Raw genomic sequence first — 22,749 nt, 5'->3', positions numbered from 1 at the left:
CCAAGGGGTTGGCAGTTGCGCTGGGACCGGCAGGCTTAGGACGGGTTCGCAAGAATTGCGACACATGGTGTACGACCTCGACAGCATCGAGCGGATCGGCGTCATCGGCGCAGGGACAATGGGCAGCGGCATCGCACAGGTCGCCGCCATGAACGGCTACGACGTCGTCATGCGCGACATCGAGGACCAGTACGTCCAGAACGGGTTCGACAGCATCGAGAGTTCGCTCGACCGGTTCGTCGCGAAGGACAAGTTGAGCGAGACCGAGAAGGCCGAGACCATGGAGCGCATCGAGGGCACGACCGCGCTCGACGACCTCGCGGACTGCCAGGCCGTCGTCGAGGCCGCCCTGGAGGACATGGACATCAAGCAGGACATCTTCGCGGAACTGGAAGGCGTCGTCGACGACGAGGCCTTCATCGCGACCAACACCTCCACGCTCTCCATCACGACCATCGCCTCCGCCATCGACTCCGAGGAGCGCGTCGTCGGCCTCCACTTCATGAACCCCGTCCCGGTCATGAAGGGCGTCGAGATCGTCTACGGCGAGAAGACCAGCGACGAGGCCCTGGAACTCGCACACGACCTCGCCGAGGCGATGGGCAAGGAGACGTGGGAGTCCGACGACAAGCCCGGCTTCGTCGCGAACCGCATCCTCATGCCGTGGATCAACGAGGGTATCCGCGCCTTCGACGAGGGCGTCGCCACGAAGGAGGACATCGACACGGGCATGAAACTCGGCACGAACGTCCCGATGGGCCCCCTCCAGCTGGCCGACCACATCGGGCTGGACATCTGCCTGCACGCGACCGAGACGCTCCACGAGGAACTGGGCGACCGGTACAAGCCGGCGTACCTGCTCAAGCGCAAGGTCGACGCGGGCGACCTCGGCAAGAAGACGGGCAAGGGCTTCTACGAGTACGACTGAGCGCCGAGTCTCAGGTTCCACCCCACCACACGCAGAAACTATTTGTCGAATCCATGAGACGAGTTAGCCGATGCGCCCTCCACACGCAGCCATCGCTGTCGTCGCGCTGCTCCTCCTCGTTCCCGTGTTCGCCCCTGCACCAGCCGCTGCCCCGCCGCCAGAAGGCGTCTGTGGCGTCTGCGGTCCCGGTTTCGAGCGAGCCGCCGAAGACGCAGGCGTGAACGTGACCGTCGCCGAGAGCCAACTCGTCGTCCGGGTCGACGACGACGGCGACAGCCGCTGGACCGCCACCGTCGAGGTGAACCCCGAAGCCGCGGACGAGTTCACGACGAACCACAGTCTGCTCGACCGGGTCGTTCGCGCGACGTTCGACTCCTCCCGGACCGTCGTCGACGAGCCCCGCGACCTCACCGCACAGGTACACGACCGGACCCTGGTCATCCAGTGGACGGTCCCGGACGCGGCCCACCGGCGGACCGGTGACGTCCTGCTCTTCGACGTGTTCACACAGGACCAGGGCGAGGGCGAGGCGTACGTCGATGCGGACCGCGTCGCCGTCCGTGGGCCAGAGCACCGGGTCGTCACCCATGCACCGGACGGCGGCACAATCCGGGGCAGCATCGTCAGCTGGGCCGACACCGATGCCGGCAGCTACCACCCCGACCTCGGACGCCACGCCACCATCGCGTTCGCCCCTGACGGCGGTCTCGTCGCACAGACCGCCACCGCGCTCGCGGTCCGGGGGCATTCTCTCGCGATGGTCGAGCCCGACCTCCGCGCCTACGCCCAGTGGCCAGCCCTGCTGCTCGGGCTGGTCGCGACCGGACTACTCCTCGCGGGTGGCCACCTCACGTTCGAGGACGGGGCGGCCCGTCGGGTCGTCTATGCCATCCTCGCGACCGCCGGTTGCCTTGTCACCCTTGGCGCGGGCGGGGCCCTGCTCGGCGGCGAATGGGGCGAACTCGCGTTCGTGTTCGCACTCGAGTCGGTGGGACTCGCCCCGGCGGCGGTCCTGACCGCAGCTATCGTCACGCTCGCCGAGCGCGTCGACCCCGACCCCGGTCCGCGTGCAACCACCGTCGCGGCCATCGTCGCGGTCGGCTGGCCGCTCGTGCTCGTCCTCGGCGCACCCGGGAGCGCCGTACTCGTCCTGCTGCTCGGGCCGCTCGCGTTCCTAGCCTACGGGGTTCTCGCTGGAGCAGGCCACCCCGCGCGGTGGCTCTTCCCGCCCGTCGCTGCGCTCGGGGCGGTCGTCGCTGCGCTGCCTTTCGTCCCCAGAATCGGCGTCGTGTTCGTCACACCGGGTCTGTTCGCGGCCCTGCTCGTCGGGTCGGCACTGCTCGGCGTCCCGCTGTTCGCACTGGGCCGCTGCCTCGGGGGGCAGAGAACGGCCCACCCGGACGGCCCGGACGGATCGCGGACGACCTCGGTCTGACAGAAGGCAGTGCCACTCGACGGTGGACTCGACCACAGACTACTCGGGGACTCTAGTAGTGACTCGTGAGGCAGAGAAAAGTGCCTCCCAGCAGGTGTCGAAGGTACCGCGCTCCGCAGTCGGAACAGCCGACCAAGCGCGTCGCCCGGCCGAACTACACCGACACGTCGGCTTCGTGCAGCGGCTTGTTCTCGATGATGTTGCGGACCTGCTCCAGCGCCTGCCGGTCGCCGTGCTGGCGGAACCAACCGATGATGGCGATGACCTCCATCCGGGAGATCTTCACGCCACCCTCGCGGACCACGTCGCGCGGGCGCTTGCGCAGTTCCCGCAGCGTCGCGACCGCGAGCAGGTACGGGATACCCCACGCCGAGAGGCGGTTCCCGCGGTGCTCGGGGAGCGCTTCGAGGTAGGTCTGGGTGTCGTCGAGGTAGCCCGAGGCGTGGTCGACCACGCGCTCGATGACCGTCGCGACCTCCTCCTCGTTCTCGGGGTCGAGGACGTTGTCACGGTCGACGCCCTCCTCGGCCAGCCACTCCGCGGGGAGGTAGACGTTGTTCTCCTCCTGGTAGTCGTCGCTCACGTCCTTGGCGACGTTGACGAGCTGCAACAGCAGCCCGAACGAGCGCGCGTTGTCCCAGAGGCGGGACTCGCGGGACTCGGACGTGCCGCGGGTCACCAGTCCGGTGACGAGCGAGCCGACCGTACCGGCGACGTACCAGCAGTACTCCTCGAGTTCGTCCAGCGTCTGGATGCGAAGTCCGCCCGAGTCGGCGTGGCGCTCGACGAACTCGGCCATGCCGTTGGTGAGTTCGAGCACCGGCGGGAGGATGTCCTCGCGCGCCTCCGGCGAGAGCTTGCGATACGTCTCGACGACGCGTGGTGATTCGGCGACCACCTTCCAGTCGTCGTTCAGTTCGTCCGGAATCCACGGGTCGACCTGCTCGCGGAAGTCCACGGCGGTCGTCGGGTCTTCCTCGTCCAGCACGTCCGCATACATGCGCAACAGCTCGGCCTTCTCCGCCGGCGGGATGTGGCCCGCGTCCTCGACGGTGTCGGCAACGCGACAGAGCAGATAGCCCAGACAGATGTGACGGGCCGTCGGCTCCTCGAGTTCCTCGATGGTGATCGCGAACGTCCGCGAGACGCCCTGCACCGCGTCGTAACACCACGCGAGGTCGTCGTCCACGGGATACGCGGCCTGTTCCTCGTTCATCCACCTACCCCTGTGTATTCCACTCTGAAAAACCCACCTGCCGTGGTAGTCTTCACAGCGGGGTGGCCCTGTCGGCGAACCGGATGCTCCATACTCATGATGGGAGGTCTGTAGTCGTTTCTACCTTTCGGGAGAGACAGGGACCCGGCATCGGTCGGACACCGTGATTATCAGGTATTTTCGAGAGGTTTGTAGCAAGAGTAAAGGGACGACGGCCGTACCTTCGTGTATGGACTTCAGTCTCTCCACTGAACAAAAGCAGATTCGTGACATGGTCGCGGACTTCGTCGACGAGGAGGTCGTGCCGGTCGCCGCCGACATCGACCACGACGACGAGTTCCCCGCCGACCTCGTCTCGGAGATGGCCGACCTCGGCCTCATGGGTATGCCCTTCCCGGAGGAGTACGGTGGTGCCGGCCTCGACTACCACTCCTACGCCATCGGCCTGGAGGAGATCTCGCGCGGGTCTGGCGGCCTCGGCACCATCGTCGCCGCCCACATCTCGCTCGCCGGCAACATGCTCTACGAGTTCGGTGACGAGGACCAGAAACAGGAGTATCTCACACCGCTTGCCGAAGGGAAAGACATCGGCGCGTTCGCGCTCTCGGAGCCCCAGGCCGGCTCCGACGTGCCCGCGATGACGACGACCGCGAAGCGCGACGGCGACGAGTACGTCATCAACGGCGGCAAGCTCTGGATCTCCAACGGCTCCGTCGCCGACACCGTCACCGTCTTCGCCAAGACCGACCCCGACGCCGGAAACAAGGGCATCTCCTCGTTCATCGTCCGCCCCGAGGAGGACGACGGCTTCATCGTCGAGGGCACCGAGGACAAGCTCGGCGACAAGGGCTGTCCGACCGCGGAACTCCGCTTCGACGACCTGCGCATCCCCGAAGACCGGCTCCTCGGCGACGAGGGTGACGGCTTCGTCCACGCGCTGAAGACGCTCAACGGCGGCCGCATCACCATCGCGGCCCGCTCCGTCGGCATCGCCCGCGCAGCGCTCGACCAGGCCCTCGAGTACTCGCAGCAGCGCGAGCAGTTCGACCAGCCCATCTCGGACTTCCAGGCCATCCAGCACAAGCTCGCGGACATGGACACGAAGATCCAGTGCGCGAAGCTCCTGATGCACCAGGCCGCGGACAAGAAGATCCGTGGCGAGAAGTTCATCAAGGAGGCCGCACAGGCCAAGCTCTACGCCTCCGAGATCAGCCGTGAGGTCGCCAACGAGGGCATCCAGATCCACGGCGGCTACGGCTACACGAAGGACTTCCCCGCAGAGCGGTTCTACCGCGACGCGAAGCTGAACGAGATCTACGAGGGGACCTCCGAGGTCCTCCGGAACACCATCGCCGCACAGCTGCTCGACTGAGCCGATGGGCCTGCTCCGAGCCGGTGTGCTCGGATTCGGCACCGTCGGCGGGCTGTTTCTCATCGGAATCCTGCTCGGGACCCTCGGGCTCGCGGAGGGCCCGGGCGTGTTCGTCGCGGCCGGGTTCCTCGTGGCTGGTACGCTGTTCGCACTCGGGCTGTTCCGGGCGACGTTCCGGGCCTGAAAGAGACGAGACTCATCCGAGCAGCGGAAGCGGACTGACCGGGCAGCACATCGGTAGCTCGTCGAAGAGGTGGCGGAGGACGTGGACGTGTCCCGAGCCGACGAGAAGGAGGACTCGTTCGTCGTCGTCTTCCGTCGCCCGCCAGACGTTCTCGACCATCCGCAGGTTCCGTTCGTACCACGCTCCCAGCAGTTCGGCGCCGAGATACCGACGGTCTGCACCAGCCATCGCGGCCGCGAACATCAGGTCGTGGTTCCCATGAAGACGGTCCTCCTGGTTCAGCCAGTGAAGGTGTTCCGGGATGGTCGATTCGTGCAGGTGTTCGTCGGTTTCACGTTGTATCGCCGCCGGGTCCGGGAGTGGCACGTCGAGTTCCGACGTGGCTCGATGGGTCAGTTCGCCGAGGTCGACCGTCTCGGCATCGTCGTCTGACCGGGCGTCGAGTCTCATCGGACAGTCGACGGCGTGGACCCGCTCGTGGTCGAGTCTGTCTGCGAGCCTGAACCCGACCTGCACGGTCTCGCTTCGACACTCTGTGGTCGGGTCGTTCCGCGCGGGATGCGGTGGGTCGACGGTGGATTCCTCGTCGTAGGTCCGGACACCAGTTCGATAGTCCTCGTACAGCGAGTCGACCTCGCCCTGCCGGTCGTGGGGGCGTTCGATGGCGACGAGGTCGGGGCTCCAGTCCGCGAGCTGGTCCGTGAGCTCACGAAGTTCCCGCTGTCTGTCGGCCGAGAGAACGTCGTCGGCATCGACGTTCACCACGTCCAGCCCGGGGTTGTCCATGTGGTATGTCCCGAGGAGGAGGACCTCGGTCTCGTGGGGGCGGGGTGTCGGCCAGTGGTGCTGTGTCTCGCTTTGTCCTCGTGTCATCGTCGAATCGGTCTCACGGACGGGAGAAAAACGTCAGCAGAAACGCATTTCTGTCGGCGTTCTTACACCGATGGGGTGTTAGCGGGCCTGTATGACACCCTGGTCGGCCAACTCGACCCCGCCGAGATGGGGTGACCTGTCCGCCTACTCGCCCTCGTCCGAGTCGCCATCGACGCACGAACTGACCCACTCGTAGTGCTCGCGGAGCCGCGCGTCGCCAGCCTCGGTCAGCGCGTACACGTCGTGCAGCCCCTCGGTCCGCGTCGTGAGGAAGCCCGATTCGACCATCGCCTCCAGCGTCCCGTAGAACGACTTCGGGTCGATACGGTCGTCGTAGTGCTGTTCGAGGCGCGTCTTGAGGCGCTGGGCCGGGAGCTCGCCCGCGTCCGCGAGAAGGAAACAGAGGTCGCGGCGACGCCCACTCTGGAGCCACTTCGTCATACCTCGACGGTGTCGCGCGGGTCACAGGTGTGTTTCGCTTGCGAGCCGGTCCACCGACATCGGCATGCTCGCACGGAACCGGTACGTACGAAAACACCCGGTCCCAAGCGGGGTGTATGAGCGACGACACTGCCGAGGCGAACGGCATCACGGCACGTTACTCCGAGACCGAGACGGAACGCCTCCTGGAGTTCGACAAGGGCGGGAAGACGGCGGCAGTCGCCCAGAACATCGAGGGCTACGCGATGTTGAAGGTCCGCCCGACCGCCGACGGCGACGAACTCGAGCGCTACTACGGCTTCGACATGGCGCTCGACCACGTCGCCGAACTGCTGGGCGTCTCCGAGCACGACCTTCCCGTGCCCGGGGCCGCCGAAGACATGGGCATGTGAGGGGCGTGAACAACCACACAAAAGAACACTTATCAAACACGGCAGGAAACGAGCATATCCGCGTCGACTTTCCATAGCACACCCGACGCGGTGACGCGATTTCGCGTCGCGTTTTCAGGTGACTATCGAGTAGAGCATCAGCATCCCGAAGTACAACAGCACCAGCACCGCGAACGTCCGCAGACGGAACAGCCCGAGCTCGTCGGACTCGCCGCGGTAGGCGTCCTGGAACCGGTCGCGCTCGTCGTCGGTCATCACGTCGTAGTGGGTCAATCCGACGTGTAAGGTTCGGTACTCTGCCTCCCGGAAGGGACGGTCGCAGTACGGACAGTGATACGGCTCCTCGCCCGCTGGCACGTCGGTCTCTAACTCGGCATGGTCGATTCGGCGTGTCATAGGAACGGTGGTAGCTGGTTCGGTTCCGCGATGACCCACAGGCTCACCATCGTGTAGAGCACCATCACGGCGATGAACGGGTACTGGCTCCGGACGGCCTGCAGGCGGCTCGGGAACAGGTCGTAGGCGGCGGCGTGGGCCACCCAGATGGCGAGCAGATGCCCGAGCAGGACGAACGCGAGGGAGAGCCCGGCGATCCACGACGGCAGCACGAACTGCTGCGGGTTGAGCGGCGGGTTGAGCGGGTTCGCCAGCGCGCTCGCGAGCGGGAGCGACAGCGACAGGAAGTACCCCAGGTAGTGCGCGAGGTGGTACCCGGCCGCGATGGCGAGCAGGGGCGGCGCGAACCGACGCGCGAGTTCGCGCGCCGTGAGGTACGTGTCGCCGGTCCGGCGCGCCAGCCGGGCCGCCAGCAGGTACGCGCCGAGGAACAGCACGAACCCGAGCAGGTACGTCAGCAGGTACACCAGCAGGGCCGGCACACCCGCCGCCACGGCAGCCCTGGCGAAGTCGCCCCACGCGGGCGTGGTGACGAACCCGTCGAAGGTCGTCCCCCACAGCAGGGCGACGACGAATGCGACCTCGCCGGGACCCCGGTGCTCGCTCGCGTCCGAGAGGGCCATCCCGGGCAACCGGAGCCGGAGGCCGTCGTCGGTCCGTGTGAGGGGTGCGACGCGCCCGTAGGCCTGGAACACCCGCGAGACCGGGTCGGCGCGTGCGAACCACGTCTCGTGGCCGAACGTCACGGCACCGGCCAGCGTCAGCACGCCGTACACCGCGACGACTCCCGCGAGGAGCTGCGGGTCGTCGGCCAGCGGGCTGACGACCTCGACGAACACGAGCGCGAGCAGGCCGACGACGGCCGGCCACGCCCCCGCGTCCGTGGGGTACGACCGCCCTCGCGTCGGCAGAATCCGTGCGAGGGTCCGGAACGGGTTCAGCGCGGGCCAGGTGTTGCCGACCAGGTACACCGACATCGTGTAGCCGGCCCACCAGCCGACCCAGACGAGCAACACCGCGAGATTGCGTAGCGGTGCCTCGAGTTCGAGCGCCGGTGCGAAGAGGCCGAAGCCGAGAATCGCGGCCAGGCCGACGAGACCGACCGCCGGCGCGAGGTAGATTCTGACGGCGGCAGGGACGCGTCCGAGCAACCGCTGCCAGTCGTCGATGGTCGCAATCCACCGCCGGTCCGTGACGAGCGTCGCGAGCAGGAACGACGCCCCGACCGCGGCCCCGCCAGTCAGCAGGAAGAGCCACGTCGGAATCGTGAGCGTCTCCGCCTGTCCGCGCAGGGAGCCACCGTGTGCGAGCGCCGTTCCGGACGCCAGCGTCACCACTCCGAGCAGGGCGACGAGTGCGCGGCGGCTCCGGGTCCAGCGAATCATCGAGAACGAAATGTGTCTGGCTGGCTTACGCGCCGGCGTACAGGACGACGACGAGGAAGATCCAGACGGCGTCGACGAAGTGCCAGTACATCGAGACGGTGCTCACGGAGACGTGGCGCTCCGCGGAGTACTGTCCGCGCAGGGCGCGGACGAACACGATACCGATGAGGACCGCACCGAGGCTCACGTGCAGGCCGTGCAGGCCGGTCAGCGCGTAGAAACCGGACGCGAAGGTCTGGTCGAACGCTTCGGCACCGACGATGAAGCCGTCGTGTGCGATGAACTTGTAGTACTCGTACACTTGGCCGCCGATGAAGACGACGCCCAGCAGGAGCGTCGCGCCGAGCAGTCCGATGAAGCGCTTGCGGTTACCCTTCAGCAGGGACGTGTGCGCGAAGTGGATGGTGACACTCGACAGCACCAGCAACAGCGTGTTGATGATGACGAGGCTCCCGAACAGGTGCGGGAGTTCACCCAGGCCACCGACCCGGATGAAGAAGTAGTAGATGAAGCCGGCACTGAACGTGGCGACCTCGCTCCCGAGGAACGCGACCATGCCCCAGCGGAGCTTGTGCTCGCTCTTCTCGTTCGCGCCGCGCTCCCAGAACGTGCTGATGAACGTGTGGTAGAGCCAGCCGAACAGCCCGACCAGGAACAGGAAGGTGCTCCCGATGGCGACGCCGGTGAACGCGCCCATGCCGAGAATGTCCTTGTTCGCCAGTACGTAGAGGGCCGCGGCGAGGTAGATTCCGCCCCCGCCGATGGCCGTGATGAAGGGCCACCAGCTGGCCTCGCCGAACCCCTTCGGCCAGTCCTCGACGGCCGGCAGGTGGTGCCCGTGACCGTGGTCGTCAGCGTCTTCCGCGACTGTCATACACGGGGCTTACGACCCGACTACTAAAAATCCATCCAAGCGTGTTCGCCCGGCATATCTGACAGCAAGCGTGGGGACGTGTGTCGAACGCGAAGCTCTGGCGGTGGAAGCGAGAACGGTGAAGAACGAGCGTCGGGAGCCGTTATGCTGCGACGGCCGAACTGGACGAAGAGCTGTTGCCCGCGGTACAGGTCTGGGCACCAGCGTCCCAGCTCCCGCCAGCGTCCTCACACTGGGACTTGAGCCAGTCCTGGTACTCGTCCTGGGGCATGACCTCGACCTCGAACATCATACCCGAGTGACCGACACCACAGTACTCAGCACAGTAGCCCTGGTAGGTGCCGACCTCCTTCGCCTCGGTCATGAGGTAGTGGTTCTGGCCGGGGACGGCGTCCTGCTTGAGTCCGAGTGCAGGCACGTGGACCGCGTGGAGCCAGTCCTGTGTGGTGACGTTGAAGTACGTCTCCTGGTCCTTCGGGATGACGAGCTTCTGGCTCGAGGTGACGTTGTGCTTGTCGTAGGTGAACGTCCAGGCGTACGTCCGCGCCTCGACACCGATGTGCTCGGCGTCAGATGGGACGTCCGCGCGGTCGTCAACGCCGTCCGCGATGACGGCGGGGTCGGCCATCGTCATCGTGGCGGAGAGCCCGACGAACAGCAGGATGACCGCCGTCGCGACGGTCCAGGTTATCTCCAGCCGGCGGTTCTCCCGCGTCGGCTTCGCCTCGTCACTCTTGCGGTACTTGAGGACGGTGTAGATGAGGACGCCCTCGACGAGCACCGTGATGGGGATGGCGACGACGAGCAGTTTCTCGTTCAGTCCCCGAATCGCCTCTTCTGTTGTCGACGGCTGCGCTGCGACCGGGTCCGCGAGCAGCAGCAGGATCGCCGCCCCGAGCAGGGCAGTCGGGGCCAGCCGCTTTGCGTTCATGTCGATTCGACGGTTAGGAACTCGGGGTTAAATATGTGCTGACTTTCGCCACCGGGGACCGCTATCTGGCGGCAAAGCGCGGGCTCTAAGTACGCGGAGCCGAATCATCCAGTGATTGCCGTGTCTCGTCAATTCCCGACCCCCGTCAGGACCCACGCCCGTTTCACCGGGCTGCTCGCCGCTGCGGCGATGGGCGTCTACCTGCTCATCATCGTCGGGGCGACGACAGCCATCACAGGTGCCTCGGATGCGTGCCCGACGTGGCCGGCGTGCAACGGACAGTGGGTCGTCCCCCTGTCGGACCAGGCCCTCGTCATCGCGTGGGGCCACCGCGTCGCTGCCCTGCTGGTGGGCCTGACCGTCCTCGCGACGGTCGCGGTCGCCTGGCTCGGCCGTGACGTGGACCGCCGGGTCCGGCTTGCACTGACACTTTCACTCGTACTATACCCGCTCCAGGTGGGCCTCGGGGCGGTCGCCGCGACGACCAGTTCGACCGGCCTGCTGTCGGCCGTCCACCTCACTGTCGGCGTCGGCATCTTCACCGCCATCGTCGTCGCGCTGGCCTGGACGCTCGAGACCGAGACCGCGAGCGAGCCCGACTGGGACCCGGTTCCCGAGCCCGACGCGTTCGACGGGGAACCGACGGACGGCCGCGTCGAGATGCCGTCGGGGCTCCTCGCACGCGCGAAACTCACCGTGAACGCGTACTTCCGGATGATGAAGCCACGCCTGATGTGGCTCCTCTGCCTCGTCGCTGCCGCCGGGATGGCACTGGCTGCCGGGCCGGCGCTGCGACTCGAGACGGTCGGCTGGACGCTCCTCGGGGGAATCCTCTCCATCGGCGCGAGCGGGACGTTCAATCACGTCCTCGAACGCGACGTGGACCGCCGGATGCAGCGGACCTCCGACCGCCCGCTCGCGGTCGACGTGATTCCGGTCCGGAACGCGCTCGCGTTCGGCTTCCTGCTCACCGCCGCGTCGCTGTTCGCGTTCGCCCAGCTCAACCTGCTCGCCGCGGGGCTGGGTCTGACCGCCATCGTGTTCTACAGCGTCGTGTACACGCTGGTGCTGAAGCCGAACTACGTCTCGAACACCGTCATCGGCGGCGCGGCCGGCGCGCTCCCCGCGCTCATCGGCTGGGCCGCGGTCACCGAGACCATCGGCCTCCCCGGCCTCGCGCTCGCGGGCGTCATCTTCCTGTGGACCCCGGCGCACTTCTACAACCTCGCGCTGGCCTACAAGGAGGACTACGCCCGCGGCGGCTTCCCGATGCTCCCGGTCGTCCGGGGTGAGGCCGTGACGCGAAAGCACATCGTCTGGTACCTCGCGGCGACGCTGGTCAGCGCGGCGTTCCTCTCGGCGGTCTCGTCGCTGGGGCTGCTGTACGCGCTCGTCAGCGTGGCCCTCGGGGCGGTGTTCCTCTGGATGGTCGTCCGGCTCCACCGCGAGCAGACGTCCGACGCCGCGTTCCGCGCGTTCCACGCCTCGAACGCCTACCTCGGCGCGCTGCTGGTGGCCATCGTCGTCGACTCCCTCGCCTTCTGATGGCCTTCGAACGCGTCGACCTCGACCCGGAGACGGTCGTTCCCGAACCGGAGACGCTCTTTGCCTTCTTCATCGTCCTGACCGGCGAGGCACTACTGGTCGGCCTGTTCCTCGCGAGTGGTGGGACCAGTTCACTGGGAACGCTCGTGCTCCCGTTCGTCTGGGTGAACCTCGGACTGTGGGCGCTCTGGCGGGCGAAGGTGCCACCCGCACCGACCGGCCGGAAGCGTCGGGCCGCGGCCATCGCCCTCGGATACGGTCTCGTCCTCGCGTACTTCGGGGGGCTCTGGAGCCAGGGCTACATGTTCTTCGACACCGGCGCATACCAGCCTTCGTTCGGCTGGTACGTCTCGACCGCGCTCCCGCCGGGGTTCGGCCCCGCCTTCTCCTACGAGAGCCAGCTGGTGAACGTGACCATCCTTCCGTACAAGCTGATCGGCTACGCCGCGCTGACGTACCTGGTGTACGCGACCGTCATCGACGCCGCCAGCTCGGCGGTGTCAGGCGTGCTCGGGCTGCTCTCCTGTGTCTCCTGTAGCTGGCCGGTCATCGCGACCATCGTCACCGGTGTCGCCGGGAGTTCCTCGGCGCTGGCGACCGCAGCCATGCAGCAGTCGCTCCCGCTCTCGACGACCGTGTTCGTCGTCACTGTGGGATTGCTGTACTGGCGGCCGTCGTTCCGGTAGCCCACTCGGAGAGCGAACGTTGGGAGACGGGTCAGGCCCACGGCGGAGTCAGATGAACGTGAAAGAGCCGTTCGCAGTCGTCGTCGCCACAGACCGGGCAGGTCTCGTCCGTCCCTGGCTCGGCGTCGATCGACCCGCCGTCGCTGGCCCGTCCCGGGTCGGCCGCGGCGATGACCCGCGTTCCAGCGTGCCCGAGTTCGTACCCACGCGCTCCCTCGCGAACGTAGTAGTCACAGAGTCGCGAGAGGTGGTAGTTGAACTTCCCAGTGTCACGGATGTCCGCACGCTCCCGCAGGGTCGAGAACGCGAGTGGCTCGTCTGCCGCGGCGAGTTCGCGCAGGATTCGCATCCGGAGTTCGTTCCCGAGGACTTCCAGGGCGTCCGTCGCGTCCGCGTCGTCCATACCGGGCCGGTCGGGTGCGCCCGTGATATATCTCGTGAGAGATATCGCCTCAGCTACAGAACTGGCGTTCGCGGAACGGACAAGTGCGGCATGGTCGAATCGTCGCGTATGACCCTCCTCGGCCGACTCACCGTGTTGCGCCACCGTGAGTTCCGGCGGCTCCTTGCCGGCCGGACCGTGAGCGTTCTCGGCGACGGGCTCTACACCGTCGCGGCGATGTGGCTCGTCTTCGACCTCACCGGATCGACCGCCTTCACCGGGCTCGCCGGATTTCTCACGCAGATTCCGGGCGTCCTCTCGATGCTGGTCGGCCCCATCGTCGACCGCGCGCGGTTGGGGCGGGTCCTCACGCTCTCCGAACTGGCACAGGGGGTCGTCGTCCTCGTAGTCCCTCTCGCGTGGCTCACGGGGTCCCTGTCGGTCGCGGTCGTGCTGGCGACGATGCCAGTGCTCTCGCTCGTCGGACTGTTCGCCGGGCCGGCCCAGACTGCGGCGGTCCCACGGTTGGTTCCCGACGACTCGCTGGTCCGGGCGAACGCCGCGGCCACGGCGGTCGGGAAGACGGTCGACGCGCTCGCACGTGGCATCGGTGGCGCACTCATCGTCCTCGTCGGCGCGGTCGGTGTCTACGTCGTCGATGCCGCCACGTTCGCACTCGCGGCACTCCTGTTCTTCAGCCTCGACGTTCCCGACACGTCACGCGGTGGGACCGGAGAAGACGACTCCAACCAGACGGACGGCTTCGACCGTGACGCGTACGTTCGGGACCTCCGCGAGGGCATCGAGATGCTCACTGGCTCGGTTCTCGGCCTGATGCTCGTCGGCAGCCTGTTCGCGAACTTCCTGTTCGGCGTCGCCTTCGCCGTCCTCCCGTCGTTCGCCGCCGGCCTCGGTGGGGCCGGGACGTACGGCCTCCTACTGGCCGGGCTGACGGCGGGCACCGTCGGCGGGTCGTTGCTCTCGTCGTGGGTCGAATCCGTCCCGCTCGGTCGGTCGACCATCGTCGGGTTGTCCGCATCCGGCCTCCTGTTCGCCGTGAGCGTCTGGGTCGCACGTCCCGTCCTGTCGGTGGCACTGTTCACGCTCTCGCGAGTCCCCGTCGGCATCTACAACGTCTCGGTGATGGCCACGCTCCAGTCCGGCGTCCCCGACGACCGTCTCGGCCGGGTGAGTTCGGTGCTCTCCACTGCGTCGAGCCTCGTCTCGCCCGCTGGCGTCCTTCTGGGTGGTGTCCTCGGTGAACTGGTCGGGTCGTGGACGGTACTACTGGCGAGCGCGGCGGGGACCGTCCTCACCGCGACGTACTGGCTGCTGGTGCCGTCGCTCAGGACGTTCGAATCACCGACGGGAGTAGAGCCGGGGTCGCTGGCCTAGAAGAGGTCTTCGTCGTCGTCGAGCAACTTCGCGGAACCACCGACCTCCCAGATGGTCGTGCGGACGCCCGTCTCCGCGACGGCTTCCTTGACGCGCTCGGCGTGCTCGGCGGTCGTGTTCACGTACACGGACGCGCCGGTGTCGGTCGAGAACCACACTGGCACCGAGTCGACGTCGTCGTCGTCGGGGTAGCCTTCGTTGCGGAGTTCGCGGACCTTGTTGAACACGGCGAGCGTGGCGGGCTGCCAGTAGACCCAGCCGTCCGGGCCGGTCATGGTCGTCGCGGCCAGCGAGAGCGAGTCGTGCTCGGCGATCTCACAGACGCGGTCGAGATCGTCGTCGTGGAGCGCGTCTTTCATCTCGACGAGCTGGTCCTGGACGTGGGCGCGCCGGGCGTCGAACATGTGGCTGTCCGCGGCCTCCTCGTGGGCGTCGTCGGTGTTCTTGTACGCGGGGACGAGCGCGACGATGGTCTTGAGTTCGTCGTCGAGCGCCGTCTCGATGCGGTGCGAGCGGCAGTCCTCGTCGTTGAGACCGGCGCTCAGGTAGGAGAAGCCGCCTGTCACGGCGCGGGCCGCAGAGGAGGAGCCGACGCGCGCGATGGTCGAGATATCTTCCAGTGTGGCGTCGAGTTCGGCGGCCTCGGCCAGGGCCATCGCGGCGGCCGCGAAGCCGGAGGACGAGGAGCCAAGCCCGACGTTGGAGGGGAAGGAGTTCTCGGATTCGAGCTTCACCGGGTAGACGGTGTGGGCGGCGTCGGACATCGAGCGCGCCTTCTCGACGACGCGCTCGACCCGGTCGTAGGCGTGCCCGTCGAGTTCCTCGCCGTCGACGATGTAGACGTCCTCGTCGTAGTCCATGGAGAACTCCACGGTCGTCTTGGTGTGACTCGGGGCCGTACACACGCTGATGGAATCGTGGTACGGGAGTCGTTCGATGGAGTCACGCATACCGTGGTATTTGACGAGGCCCTGGATCGGGTGTGCCATCGCGGTTGCTTTCATATGTGAGTACCCAACGAGTGCGCGCTTAAAAGTCACGGCAACGGTCGGCGAGCTCGATGCTGTCGGACCGTCCTGAAACGAGAGGCCGGGTGCCAGATACTGGTTCGCTGGCTCTGGTCGTCGGAGACACCCGGTAATCGACCCTGGACGAAGTCCAGAGGTATCGGTTCACGAGGTGCTTCGGGCACGAGGCTTCCCCGGACCCCCCTACCCGCCGGACGGCCGCTCCGAAGCGTGTGTATGGGTGCCTCACAGGCAGGTGGAACGAGCGCCCGGCAGAGTCGGACGGGGAACGCCTCACTATGTTGGTTGTTCGCACATTGCATAACCATTGGCCATTACACGTAAGGTCACACGACTCCGCGAACCGAACCGCTGAAATCCGGCCCCTCGTACACTCCACCATGGGCACACCACTCGATTCACGCACGGAACAGGCCGAAACGGTCGTCGACCGGCTCCAGGAGGAGTATCCCGATTCGACCATCTCACTGCGCTACCGTAACCGGCTCGAGCTGCTGGTGGCGGTCGTCCTCTCGGCGCAGTGTACGGACGAGCGTGTCAACAAGGTCACCGAGGACCTGTTCGAGAAGTACCAGTCCGCAGCCGACTACGCCGCGGCCGACGAGGAAGAACTCGCCGAGGACATCTACGGCATCACCTTCCACAACAACAAGGCGGGCTACCTCGTCGAGGCCGGGCGCATCATGGTCGAGGAGCACGACGGCGAGGTGCCCGACACCATGGACGAGCTGACCGAGCTCCCGGGCGTCGGCCGCAAGACCGCGAACGTGGTCCTCCAGCACGGCCACGACATCGTCGAGGGAATCGTCGTCGACACGCACGTCCAGCGCCTCTCCCGTCGGCTGGGGCTGACCGAGGCGAAACGCCCCGAAGCTATCGAGGACGACCTCATGCCGGTGGTCCCCGAGGAACACTGGCAGCAGTTCACCCACCTGCTCATCGACCACGGGCGCGCGGTCTGTGACGCACGCAACCCCGACTGCGAGGCCTGCGTGCTCGCAGACATCTGCCCATCGGAGAAGGGCGACGGCGAAGTCGACCTCGCCTCTGGCGAGCCCTGGGGGTAGGACCACACCATCCTCTGAAGTTTATACAAATCGTCCGTCCCCACTCAGGCGGGCCCGAGGGCTAGTGGAATAGGCCCGACACTGACCTCGGTGTCGGCGTAATCGGGAGATATGGGAGACGAGGAATCTCGCGACCAGAACACCCACGTCGAGCAACGAAACGAGTCCGGCATCCCCGACGAACTCGGAGAGCCCGGAGAGAACCCACCCGACGAGACCGACGACCCGGTCCCGGAGGAGGAGCGCGAGCGCACCGACGACGCGCACGAGGACTCCGTCGAAGACCGTGAAGAGACAGAGCGCGAGCCCGGCCGACAGAAGAACACCGAGAAAGAGAGCACGACCGCCCAGAACCAGACCAACGCGGACAACGGCCCCGACGAGATGCCCAACCAGGGACCGAACTGAGCCTCAGAACGGTGCCTCGAGGAACCCGTACCTGATGAGATAGCGAGCGACGCCGACGAGGTACGCGAGTATCCAGAAGACCACGTACCCGAACACGCCGACGCGGAGGCGTCGCCGCCAGTGCCCCATGTTCTCCCCGAGGTCGTCCAGGTCGACGTCCTGGTCGGGGTCGTGATACAGGTTGTACCGGCGCTTCGCGGCGATGATACGGACGATACCCGTGAGGGCGAACACCAGCAGGGCGTACGCCTGCAGGCCGAGGAAGGCGTGCAGTGCGGACAGCCCGCCGAGCTGTTCGAACAGTCGCGGGCCCATCCAGGTGACCACCGGCACCGTGTTCAGGGTGAGCCCGGTCACGATGAACTTCAGGTGGTAGATGAGCACGTCCCAGGTGACGACGTCGGCGTCGATCATGATCCAGGCACCGTACAGATAGAACGGGAAACTCGCCGTCACGAGGGCGAGCGCGACCGTCGCAATCGTCGTGTCGGCGACCATGTGCCTGTCTCGGGGGGCCGACGGGTTAAACGGTCTGAATCCGGGCAGGGAGGCGCGTTCGGAAAGCGTATACTGGTCCGGACCTAACCTCCCGGCAGATGACTCGACCGAAACGGGCGGACGGCGGGTCCGACACCGACGTGGCGGAGCCGTCCGAGGACGAGCTCCGCCGACGCGTCGAGGAGACCTACGACTTCGAGAACTTCGGCCCACAGGACATGGCCGAGATGTCCTACGAGGAGTGGGACGCCGTGTTCGACCCCGAGACGTGGATCGTCGGCGAGGAGCTCCTCGACCGCGTCGAACGCGACCTGAACGCCCAGATCGCCAGCCGCGACGTGTTCGCCATCGTCGAGCGCGTCCGGTACGAGGGCGAGCACTGCCTGCTCGCGTACTCCGACGAGGGCTACGCGCTGGTGTACCCCGACGGCTCGACGGACGGGTTCGGTACCGTCCTCCGGGACGTCAAGCCGACCGTCGCGCTCTGCTCGATGGAGGAGTACGACCCGTCGGACGCGCAGGCGAACGCCGTCCTGCCACACCCCGACGAGGTGCCCGAGGGCAGCGGCCAGCTCGGCAACTGGATGCTCCAGGCCATCGCGTTCGTGCTCACCCTGAGTGCGCTGGCACTGTTCGGCGGCGCGGCGTTCGTCCCGAACCCCGGTGGCCCGGGCGACGCCGCCATCGCGAAAGGGGTGATGGTGGTCGCCGGGCTCGTCTTCCTGCTCACCGCCGGTATCCTCTTCCTGACCGTCGCGAACGCCCGCCTGTCCGACCGCTTCCGGGCGAAGGAGTACAAGGACCGGCTCCGAGCCATCGGGCTCGAAGACGGTGAGCGCCCCGAGTTCCTCCCGCCCGTCGAGCCGCTCGAAGGCCACGAGGCGATACCGTCCAACGGTGGAGCCGAACCGACGGATTCGGCCGCGAACCCCGATTCGTAAACCCGTTCTCGGCGGCGGCATCGGTGGGTTTAAGCGAACCCAATCCTGAGCATTTCATGTATGAATAGGCGGGACTTTCTGAAGGCTGCCAGCGGCGTTGCCGGAGGCGCTGCAGCAGCGAGCACGGCGGCGTCTGCTGCCGGGCAGGAGGAGACAACGACGACCTCCGGAACGTCCGGCACCTCCACGGGGACCGGAACAGGTACCGGAACAGGTACCGGGACCTCGGGCGGAGGCGGCGGCGGAGGTACAGAGACCGTCCAGGTCGGGCCCGGCGGCGAATACGTGTTCACGCCCGGAACGGACAGCCCCCTGTACATCACGCCCGGGACGACCGTCGAGTTCGTCTGGGAGTCTGACAACCACAACGTCAACCCCACCAGCGTCCCCGAGGGCGCGTCGTGGGAGGGACACAAGCCCATCGAGAACACCGGGTTCTCGTTCAGCTCGACGTTCGAGACCACGGGCACTTACGAGTACCAGTGTGACCCCCACGCCGGCCTCGGAATGGTCGGGACCATCGTCGTCAACGAGACGGGGCAGGCACCGTCCAGCGGCGGTGGCGGCGGCGAGGCGGACCCCGAACACATGGGCGTCCCGTTCCAGGCACACTGGGTCGGCATCGCGACCATCCTCGCGATCATCGCCTCGCTCATGTTCACGTTCTACGTCATCAAGTACGGCGAATCCGCACACACCAGCAGCCCAGGGAGGAAGTAAACAATGTCAACGAAAGGAAGCAACTACGGTGACATCCACCGCTACGAACCGGCTCGCGAGAGCACGGCCGCAGCAGTCGCCATCGTGCTCCTCACCGTCATCGAGATCGTGTTCGTCGGTCTGTTCACGTTCGGTCTCGTCAACGGGTGGGGCCTCGACGAAGTCGGGAACATGTACCTCGGGTTCCTGCTCGCGATCATCTTCGTCGACCTCGCGTTCATCCTGATGCTGTACCGCAAGGAGTTCCTCCCCGACGTGATGATCGTCAAGAAGCGTCGTCGCAAGTGGGAGGACCTCTACATCCGCGAGGAGGACGCCGATGGCGTCAGTATCGGCGGTACATCCGCCATGGACACACTCAAGCGTGCTGTCTACCCCTACTACAAGAAATAAACCATGCCAGTCGACGAAGACAAATATCCGGTCGAATCGGACCGTCGCCGCTTCGTAAAGGGCGTCGTGGGCGGTGCGACACTTGCAGGGATCACCACTGCAGGGTCCGCCGCGGTCAACTCCGCGACAGCCCCGAGCGGCCAGGGTGGTGGGACAACCACCTTCCGTGCGGTCGAGAACACGGACGGTCCCGCGCCGCGCGGGATGCCACAGATTCCCATCGAGCTCGAACCCATCGATGGCGAAGACGACTACTACATCAAGGGCGTCTGGCCCGAGGTGTCCACCGAGACCCAGCAGGGTCGCGAGGTCAAGGTCGCCAAGCAGGACATCGCTGGCGTCACCTACTCCTCGGAGTGGTTCCAGTACTGTGGTGTCCAGACGTACACGGGCGTCTACCCCGACGCACAGGAGGAGAACTCCGACCTGACGAACTACTTCCGGTACACCGAGAGCTCCCAGTACGAGTGGCAGAGCTCCGAGGTCAGCGGCGGCGACCGGATGAAGCTCAGCGACTTCGAGGACTACGAGACCTGGGAGAACGGCGTCGGGACGCCCGGCATCGGGAAGCCGGCGACCGGCACCTGGCGCTCTGAAGGACTCGAACCGGCGGAGACGATGCCGGTCGAGATCATCCGCTCGAAGCGCATCGAGCAGATGGCAAAGGAGAACCCCGACAGCTGGCTCGCCGCCAGTACGGACCAGGGTGTGATGGCACACCTGAACAAGTGTACGCACTTCTGTTGCGTGCCCGGGTTCAAGAAGGAAGGCTCGGCGAAGTTCGCCGCGGCCGACGCCATCTACTGCCAGTGCCACCAGTCGGTGTACGACCCGTTCAACATCGTCGAGAAATCGTTCGTGGCACTACCACGGCCGAGCAAGGAGTGATATCATGAGTCTTGAAAAGAAAGACGACTACGACCACAGCGGGTGGATGAAGACCAAAGATCTCACTCCCGTGGAGAAGACGTATCTGACCGTCCTCATCTGGATGGACCAGCGTCTCCGGCTCGTGGACTACCTGGAACTCGTCGAGAACCTCTACTACAAGGTCAACTTCCAGATGCCGAAGAGCCACACGGAGCAGTACAACCTCGACAACAAGTTCTGGTACTGGTACCCATTGTACGCGTTAGGGAGCTTCTCCACGATAGCGTACGTCGTCGCGGCGCTCTCGGGCGCACTGCTCGGGTTCTACTACTCCCCGGCGACGACGGGCGACCCGTCGACCGCGTACAACAGCATCGTGTTCATCATGACCGACCTGAACTTCGGGTTCATGCTCCGGTCCATCCACCGGTGGTCCGCCCAGGTGATGGTCGCGGCAGTGTTCCTGCACATGCTCCGTGTGTACTTCACGGGCGCGTACAAGGAACCGCGCGAGCTCAACTGGATCCTCGGCATCATCCTCATCTCCCTGACGATGGTGTTCGGGTACACCGGTTACCTGCTCCCGTGGGACCAGCTGGCGTACTGGGCCGGCCAGATCGGCGTCGAGATGTCGCTGTCCATCCCGCTCGCGGGTGAGTGGGTCGCACAGCTCCTGTTCGGCGGCTTCTCGCTGAGCCAGGCGACGCTCCAGCGCATGTACATCATCCACGTGTTCGTGCTGCCGTTCGTGGTGACGACGCTCATCGCCATCCACATCGGCATCGTCTGGATGCAGGGGATCGCGGAGCCACACTAATCGAGAATCATGTCAGACGACAACCAACCAATGACAGACGGCAGCGGTACCGGCATCGTCGCGCCGGACGACGAGGTCCCGACGTGGCGTGAGCGCAAGGAGCGCACGCAGGGCCTCTCCCGGCTGACCTACGAGTACTTCGAGCGCGCGCGCCGCGAGGACCAGGACCTCCGCATGGAGTCCGACTACGTCGAGCGCGACGTGCTCGCGTTCCCGACGTGGCCCCACGAGATGATCCGCAACCTCGCCCTGACGAGCTTCTTCGTCGGGATGATCATCTTCCTCTCGGCCACGCTTCCGCCGCACATCGGTCCGCCGGCGGACCCATCGACGACGCCGGCGATCATCCTGCCCGACTGGTATCTCTACTGGTCGTTCGGCCTGTTGAAGCTCGGCCCGCTCAACCCCGAGCTGAGCATCCTCGGCGGCGACAAGCTGGTGTCCGACCGTACCTACGGTGTTCTCGCGAACGTCGTGGTCGTCGGGTTCATCTCCATCGTGCCCTTCCTGAACAAGGGGAGCGCACGGCGGCCCGTCGAGCAGCCGTTCTGGGCGGCAGTCGGTGTGATGGGCGTGGTGTTCGCGTTCACCATCTCCGCGCTGTCGGTCAAGAACCTGCTCCCGATGGACTCCCACCTGCTGTTCGACCTGACGTTCCTCATCCCGCCCATCGCGGGCCTCATCGCGTACGCGGTGTTCAAGTCGATGCAGGAAGGGTACATGTACAGCCTCAACCGGCGCTACTACCGCCTGCGCCCGCCGAAGTAACTCCGCCCGTTCTCTCCTCTCATGGACGATACAGACGAAACACAGTCGCCAGACTCGGCTGGCCCACGCGGTCGCGAGGTCGAGGTGCCACTGCGAGTGTACAAGACGGTGACCGTGGTCGCCACGCTGCTCGCGATGGCCGGCGTCATCGCGGGGTTCATCCTGCTCGATTCGGCGACCAACCGCGCGACAGCCGAGCTCTCGGAGGTGAACGTCGTGCTCGCGCTGGTCGGCCTGGGACTCATCGTCTTCGGCGCAGCAGTGTACGCCTTCTCGACACGGTTCCGGACCGCGGGAATGGGAAAGTCTAAAGACGACTCCTCCGAAGATTCAGACAATGGCTGACGAATTTGGCAAGGGCCTCGCCATCGGCACTGGCGCTGGCCTCATCTGGATGGTGCTCGCCGGATGGTACAACACGCCGAGCTTCGAGGGCGCACAGCTGACGGGCGCGGGACCGGAGAACCCCGGCGCGTACGACGCTCTCGGTATCATGGTCAAGAACGGCCTGTTCTGGTTCGCCGTCCTCGGGATGTTGACCTTCTGGGTCGTCCTCCCGGCCGCGAAGGGACTGCGCGCGGAACTGGCAGACTAACGTCGCGGTCGACGTCCTTCTCTCCTCTCTGTCGCTCCTCGCCAGCGACGGGACTGTACGGATAGTGCGAGAGCACGTACGAAAGTGTGGCACCGATAGCGGCGCACAGACAGTAGACAAATGCAGCCATCCGACGACCGACAATCGCGGCCCTGCTACGAGGGAGCTGACGGGGCCGAGTGTCGGAGCAGGTCGAGCGGCCGACTCCG

Annotated in this window: 28 protein-coding genes; 18 read left to right on the top strand and 10 right to left on the bottom strand. The window is 66.1% G+C overall.

From position 1 onward, the window contains the following. Positions 1-64: 64 nt before the first annotated feature. Positions 65-928: a 3-hydroxyacyl-CoA dehydrogenase family protein gene (locus tag N6C22_RS09175; RefSeq protein ID WP_303647492.1), complete on the top strand. Its 864-nt coding sequence runs from the start codon at positions 65-67 to the stop codon at positions 926-928. A 70-nt stretch (positions 929-998) separates the two neighbouring features. Further along, positions 999-2,363 carry a hypothetical protein gene (locus N6C22_RS09170; protein ID WP_261650798.1) on the top strand — a complete coding sequence of 455 codons (1,365 nt, stop codon included), beginning with the start codon at positions 999-1,001 and terminating at the stop codon, positions 2,361-2,363. Positions 2,364-2,517: 154 nt separating this feature from the next. Here N6C22_RS09170 and N6C22_RS09165 read toward each other — a convergent pair whose 3' ends face one another. Then, a complete protein-coding gene (locus N6C22_RS09165) occupies positions 2,518-3,579 on the bottom strand; it encodes a phytoene/squalene synthase family protein (protein WP_261650797.1) in 1,062 nt (353 codons plus the stop codon). 229 nt (positions 3,580-3,808) lie between these two features. Here N6C22_RS09165 and N6C22_RS09160 point away from each other — a divergent pair, with 229 nt between their 5' ends. Both N6C22_RS09160 and N6C22_RS09155 read left to right on the top strand, forming a co-directional pair. Further along, on the top strand, positions 3,809-4,951 hold the full coding sequence (locus tag N6C22_RS09160; protein ID WP_261650796.1) for an acyl-CoA dehydrogenase: 1,143 nt from the start codon (positions 3,809-3,811) through the stop codon (positions 4,949-4,951). Between the two features lie 4 nt (positions 4,952-4,955). Continuing rightward, entirely contained in the window at positions 4,956-5,135 is a 180-nt protein-coding gene (locus N6C22_RS09155; RefSeq protein ID WP_261650795.1) for a hypothetical protein, read from the top strand. Positions 5,136-5,147: 12 nt separating this feature from the next. Here the strand turns inward: N6C22_RS09155 and N6C22_RS09150 are convergent, their stop codons facing one another. Both N6C22_RS09150 and N6C22_RS09145 read right to left on the bottom strand, forming a co-directional pair. Beyond that, a complete protein-coding gene (locus tag N6C22_RS09150) occupies positions 5,148-6,008 on the bottom strand; it encodes a DUF5694 domain-containing protein (RefSeq protein ID WP_261650794.1) in 861 nt (286 codons plus the stop codon). A gap of 144 nt (positions 6,009-6,152) precedes the next feature. Continuing rightward, a complete protein-coding gene (locus N6C22_RS09145) occupies positions 6,153-6,449 on the bottom strand; it encodes a PadR family transcriptional regulator (RefSeq protein ID WP_261650793.1) in 297 nt (98 codons plus the stop codon). Between the two features lie 116 nt (positions 6,450-6,565). On the opposite strand from N6C22_RS09145, the gene N6C22_RS09140 reads away from it, so the two are divergent. Continuing rightward, entirely contained in the window at positions 6,566-6,841 is a 276-nt protein-coding gene (locus N6C22_RS09140; protein ID WP_261650792.1) for a hypothetical protein, read from the top strand. A 114-nt stretch (positions 6,842-6,955) separates the two neighbouring features. Here the strand turns inward: N6C22_RS09140 and N6C22_RS09135 are convergent, their stop codons facing one another. The 4 genes from N6C22_RS09135 to coxB all read right to left on the bottom strand — a co-directional run bounded on the left by N6C22_RS09135 (position 6,956) and on the right by coxB (position 10,427). Beyond that, positions 6,956-7,237: a C2H2-type zinc finger protein gene (locus tag N6C22_RS09135; RefSeq protein WP_261650791.1), complete on the bottom strand. Its 282-nt coding sequence runs from the start codon at positions 7,235-7,237 to the stop codon at positions 6,956-6,958. After that, positions 7,234-8,622, bottom strand: coding sequence for a hypothetical protein (locus tag N6C22_RS09130; RefSeq protein ID WP_261650790.1), 1,389 nt, complete (start codon positions 8,620-8,622; stop codon positions 7,234-7,236). The genes N6C22_RS09135 and N6C22_RS09130 overlap by 4 nt, the downstream gene beginning before the upstream one ends. A 25-nt stretch (positions 8,623-8,647) precedes the next feature. After that, on the bottom strand, positions 8,648-9,496 hold the full coding sequence (locus N6C22_RS09125) for a heme-copper oxidase subunit III (protein WP_261650789.1): 849 nt from the start codon (positions 9,494-9,496) through the stop codon (positions 8,648-8,650). Between the two features lie 142 nt (positions 9,497-9,638). After that, complete coding sequence (coxB, locus tag N6C22_RS09120; RefSeq protein ID WP_261650788.1) at positions 9,639-10,427, bottom strand: cytochrome c oxidase subunit II; 789 nt, start codon at positions 10,425-10,427, stop codon at positions 9,639-9,641. A 189-nt stretch (positions 10,428-10,616) separates the two neighbouring features. Here coxB and cyoE point away from each other — a divergent pair, with 189 nt between their 5' ends. Both cyoE and N6C22_RS09110 read left to right on the top strand, forming a co-directional pair. Then, positions 10,617-11,972 carry a heme o synthase gene (cyoE, locus tag N6C22_RS09115; protein WP_369684435.1) on the top strand — a complete coding sequence of 452 codons (1,356 nt, stop codon included), beginning with the start codon at positions 10,617-10,619 and terminating at the stop codon, positions 11,970-11,972. Further along, positions 11,972-12,658 carry a hypothetical protein gene (locus tag N6C22_RS09110; protein ID WP_261650786.1) on the top strand — a complete coding sequence of 229 codons (687 nt, stop codon included), beginning with the start codon at positions 11,972-11,974 and terminating at the stop codon, positions 12,656-12,658. The genes cyoE and N6C22_RS09110 overlap by 1 nt, the downstream gene beginning before the upstream one ends. A gap of 31 nt (positions 12,659-12,689) precedes the next feature. Here the strand turns inward: N6C22_RS09110 and N6C22_RS09105 are convergent, their stop codons facing one another. Then, entirely contained in the window at positions 12,690-13,061 is a 372-nt protein-coding gene (locus N6C22_RS09105; RefSeq protein ID WP_261650785.1) for a helix-turn-helix domain-containing protein, read from the bottom strand. 108 nt (positions 13,062-13,169) lie between these two features. Here N6C22_RS09105 and N6C22_RS09100 point away from each other — a divergent pair, with 108 nt between their 5' ends. Beyond that, entirely contained in the window at positions 13,170-14,435 is a 1,266-nt protein-coding gene (locus tag N6C22_RS09100; protein ID WP_261650784.1) for an MFS transporter, read from the top strand. Here the strand turns inward: N6C22_RS09100 and mvaD are convergent. Further along, positions 14,432-15,439 carry a phosphomevalonate decarboxylase MvaD gene (gene mvaD / locus N6C22_RS09095; RefSeq protein WP_261650783.1) on the bottom strand — a complete coding sequence of 336 codons (1,008 nt, stop codon included), beginning with the start codon at positions 15,437-15,439 and terminating at the stop codon, positions 14,432-14,434. The two genes, N6C22_RS09100 and mvaD, sit on opposite strands and share 4 nt — an antisense overlap. 404 nt (positions 15,440-15,843) lie before the next feature. On the opposite strand from mvaD, the gene nth reads away from it, so the two are divergent. Further along, positions 15,844-16,530 (top strand): endonuclease III, encoded by a 687-nt coding sequence (gene nth, locus N6C22_RS09090; RefSeq protein ID WP_261650782.1) that lies wholly within the window; start codon positions 15,844-15,846, stop codon positions 16,528-16,530. A gap of 111 nt (positions 16,531-16,641) precedes the next feature. Next, positions 16,642-16,938, top strand: a complete 297-nt coding sequence (locus tag N6C22_RS09085; RefSeq protein WP_261650781.1) for a hypothetical protein — start codon at positions 16,642-16,644, stop codon at positions 16,936-16,938. Between the two features lie 3 nt (positions 16,939-16,941). On the opposite strand, the gene N6C22_RS09080 is transcribed toward N6C22_RS09085, so the two are convergent. Further along, the gene (locus N6C22_RS09080) at positions 16,942-17,436 is read right to left on the bottom strand and encodes a hypothetical protein (RefSeq protein WP_261650780.1); all 495 of its coding nucleotides are present in this window, start codon (positions 17,434-17,436) and stop codon (positions 16,942-16,944) included. Positions 17,437-17,534: 98 nt separating this feature from the next. Here N6C22_RS09080 and N6C22_RS09075 point away from each other — a divergent pair, with 98 nt between their 5' ends. From N6C22_RS09075 to N6C22_RS09040, 8 genes are read left to right on the top strand one after another with little or no spacing between them, the layout of a single operon-like run. Then, positions 17,535-18,377 carry a hypothetical protein gene (locus N6C22_RS09075; protein ID WP_261650779.1) on the top strand — a complete coding sequence of 281 codons (843 nt, stop codon included), beginning with the start codon at positions 17,535-17,537 and terminating at the stop codon, positions 18,375-18,377. Between the two features lie 60 nt (positions 18,378-18,437). Beyond that, the gene (locus N6C22_RS09070; protein ID WP_261650778.1) at positions 18,438-19,097 is read left to right on the top strand and encodes a plastocyanin/azurin family copper-binding protein; all 660 of its coding nucleotides are present in this window, start codon (positions 18,438-18,440) and stop codon (positions 19,095-19,097) included. A 3-nt stretch (positions 19,098-19,100) separates the two neighbouring features. Further along, a complete protein-coding gene (locus tag N6C22_RS09065) occupies positions 19,101-19,490 on the top strand; it encodes a hypothetical protein (RefSeq protein WP_261650777.1) in 390 nt (129 codons plus the stop codon). A gap of 3 nt (positions 19,491-19,493) precedes the next feature. Continuing rightward, positions 19,494-20,378, top strand: a complete 885-nt coding sequence (locus tag N6C22_RS09060) for a ubiquinol-cytochrome c reductase iron-sulfur subunit (protein ID WP_261650776.1) — start codon at positions 19,494-19,496, stop codon at positions 20,376-20,378. 4 nt (positions 20,379-20,382) lie between these two features. Beyond that, a complete protein-coding gene (locus N6C22_RS09055) occupies positions 20,383-21,177 on the top strand; it encodes a cytochrome bc complex cytochrome b subunit (RefSeq protein ID WP_261650775.1) in 795 nt (264 codons plus the stop codon). 9 nt (positions 21,178-21,186) lie between these two features. Continuing rightward, positions 21,187-21,945: a cytochrome bc complex cytochrome b subunit gene (locus tag N6C22_RS09050; protein WP_261650774.1), complete on the top strand. Its 759-nt coding sequence runs from the start codon at positions 21,187-21,189 to the stop codon at positions 21,943-21,945. A gap of 21 nt (positions 21,946-21,966) precedes the next feature. Beyond that, the gene (locus tag N6C22_RS09045) at positions 21,967-22,290 is read left to right on the top strand and encodes a hypothetical protein (protein ID WP_261650773.1); all 324 of its coding nucleotides are present in this window, start codon (positions 21,967-21,969) and stop codon (positions 22,288-22,290) included. Next, positions 22,283-22,540: a hypothetical protein gene (locus tag N6C22_RS09040; protein WP_261650772.1), complete on the top strand. Its 258-nt coding sequence runs from the start codon at positions 22,283-22,285 to the stop codon at positions 22,538-22,540. Before N6C22_RS09045 ends, N6C22_RS09040 begins: the two co-directional genes overlap by 8 nt. Positions 22,541-22,749 lie beyond the last annotated feature (209 nt).

The sequence above is a fragment of the Haloarchaeobius sp. HME9146 genome (assembly GCF_025399835.1).
Taxonomy (GTDB): Archaea; Halobacteriota; Halobacteria; order Halobacteriales; family Natrialbaceae; genus Haloarchaeobius.
The sequence above is the reverse complement of the archived record's forward strand: the minus strand, read 5'-3'. Positions and strand labels throughout refer to the sequence as shown.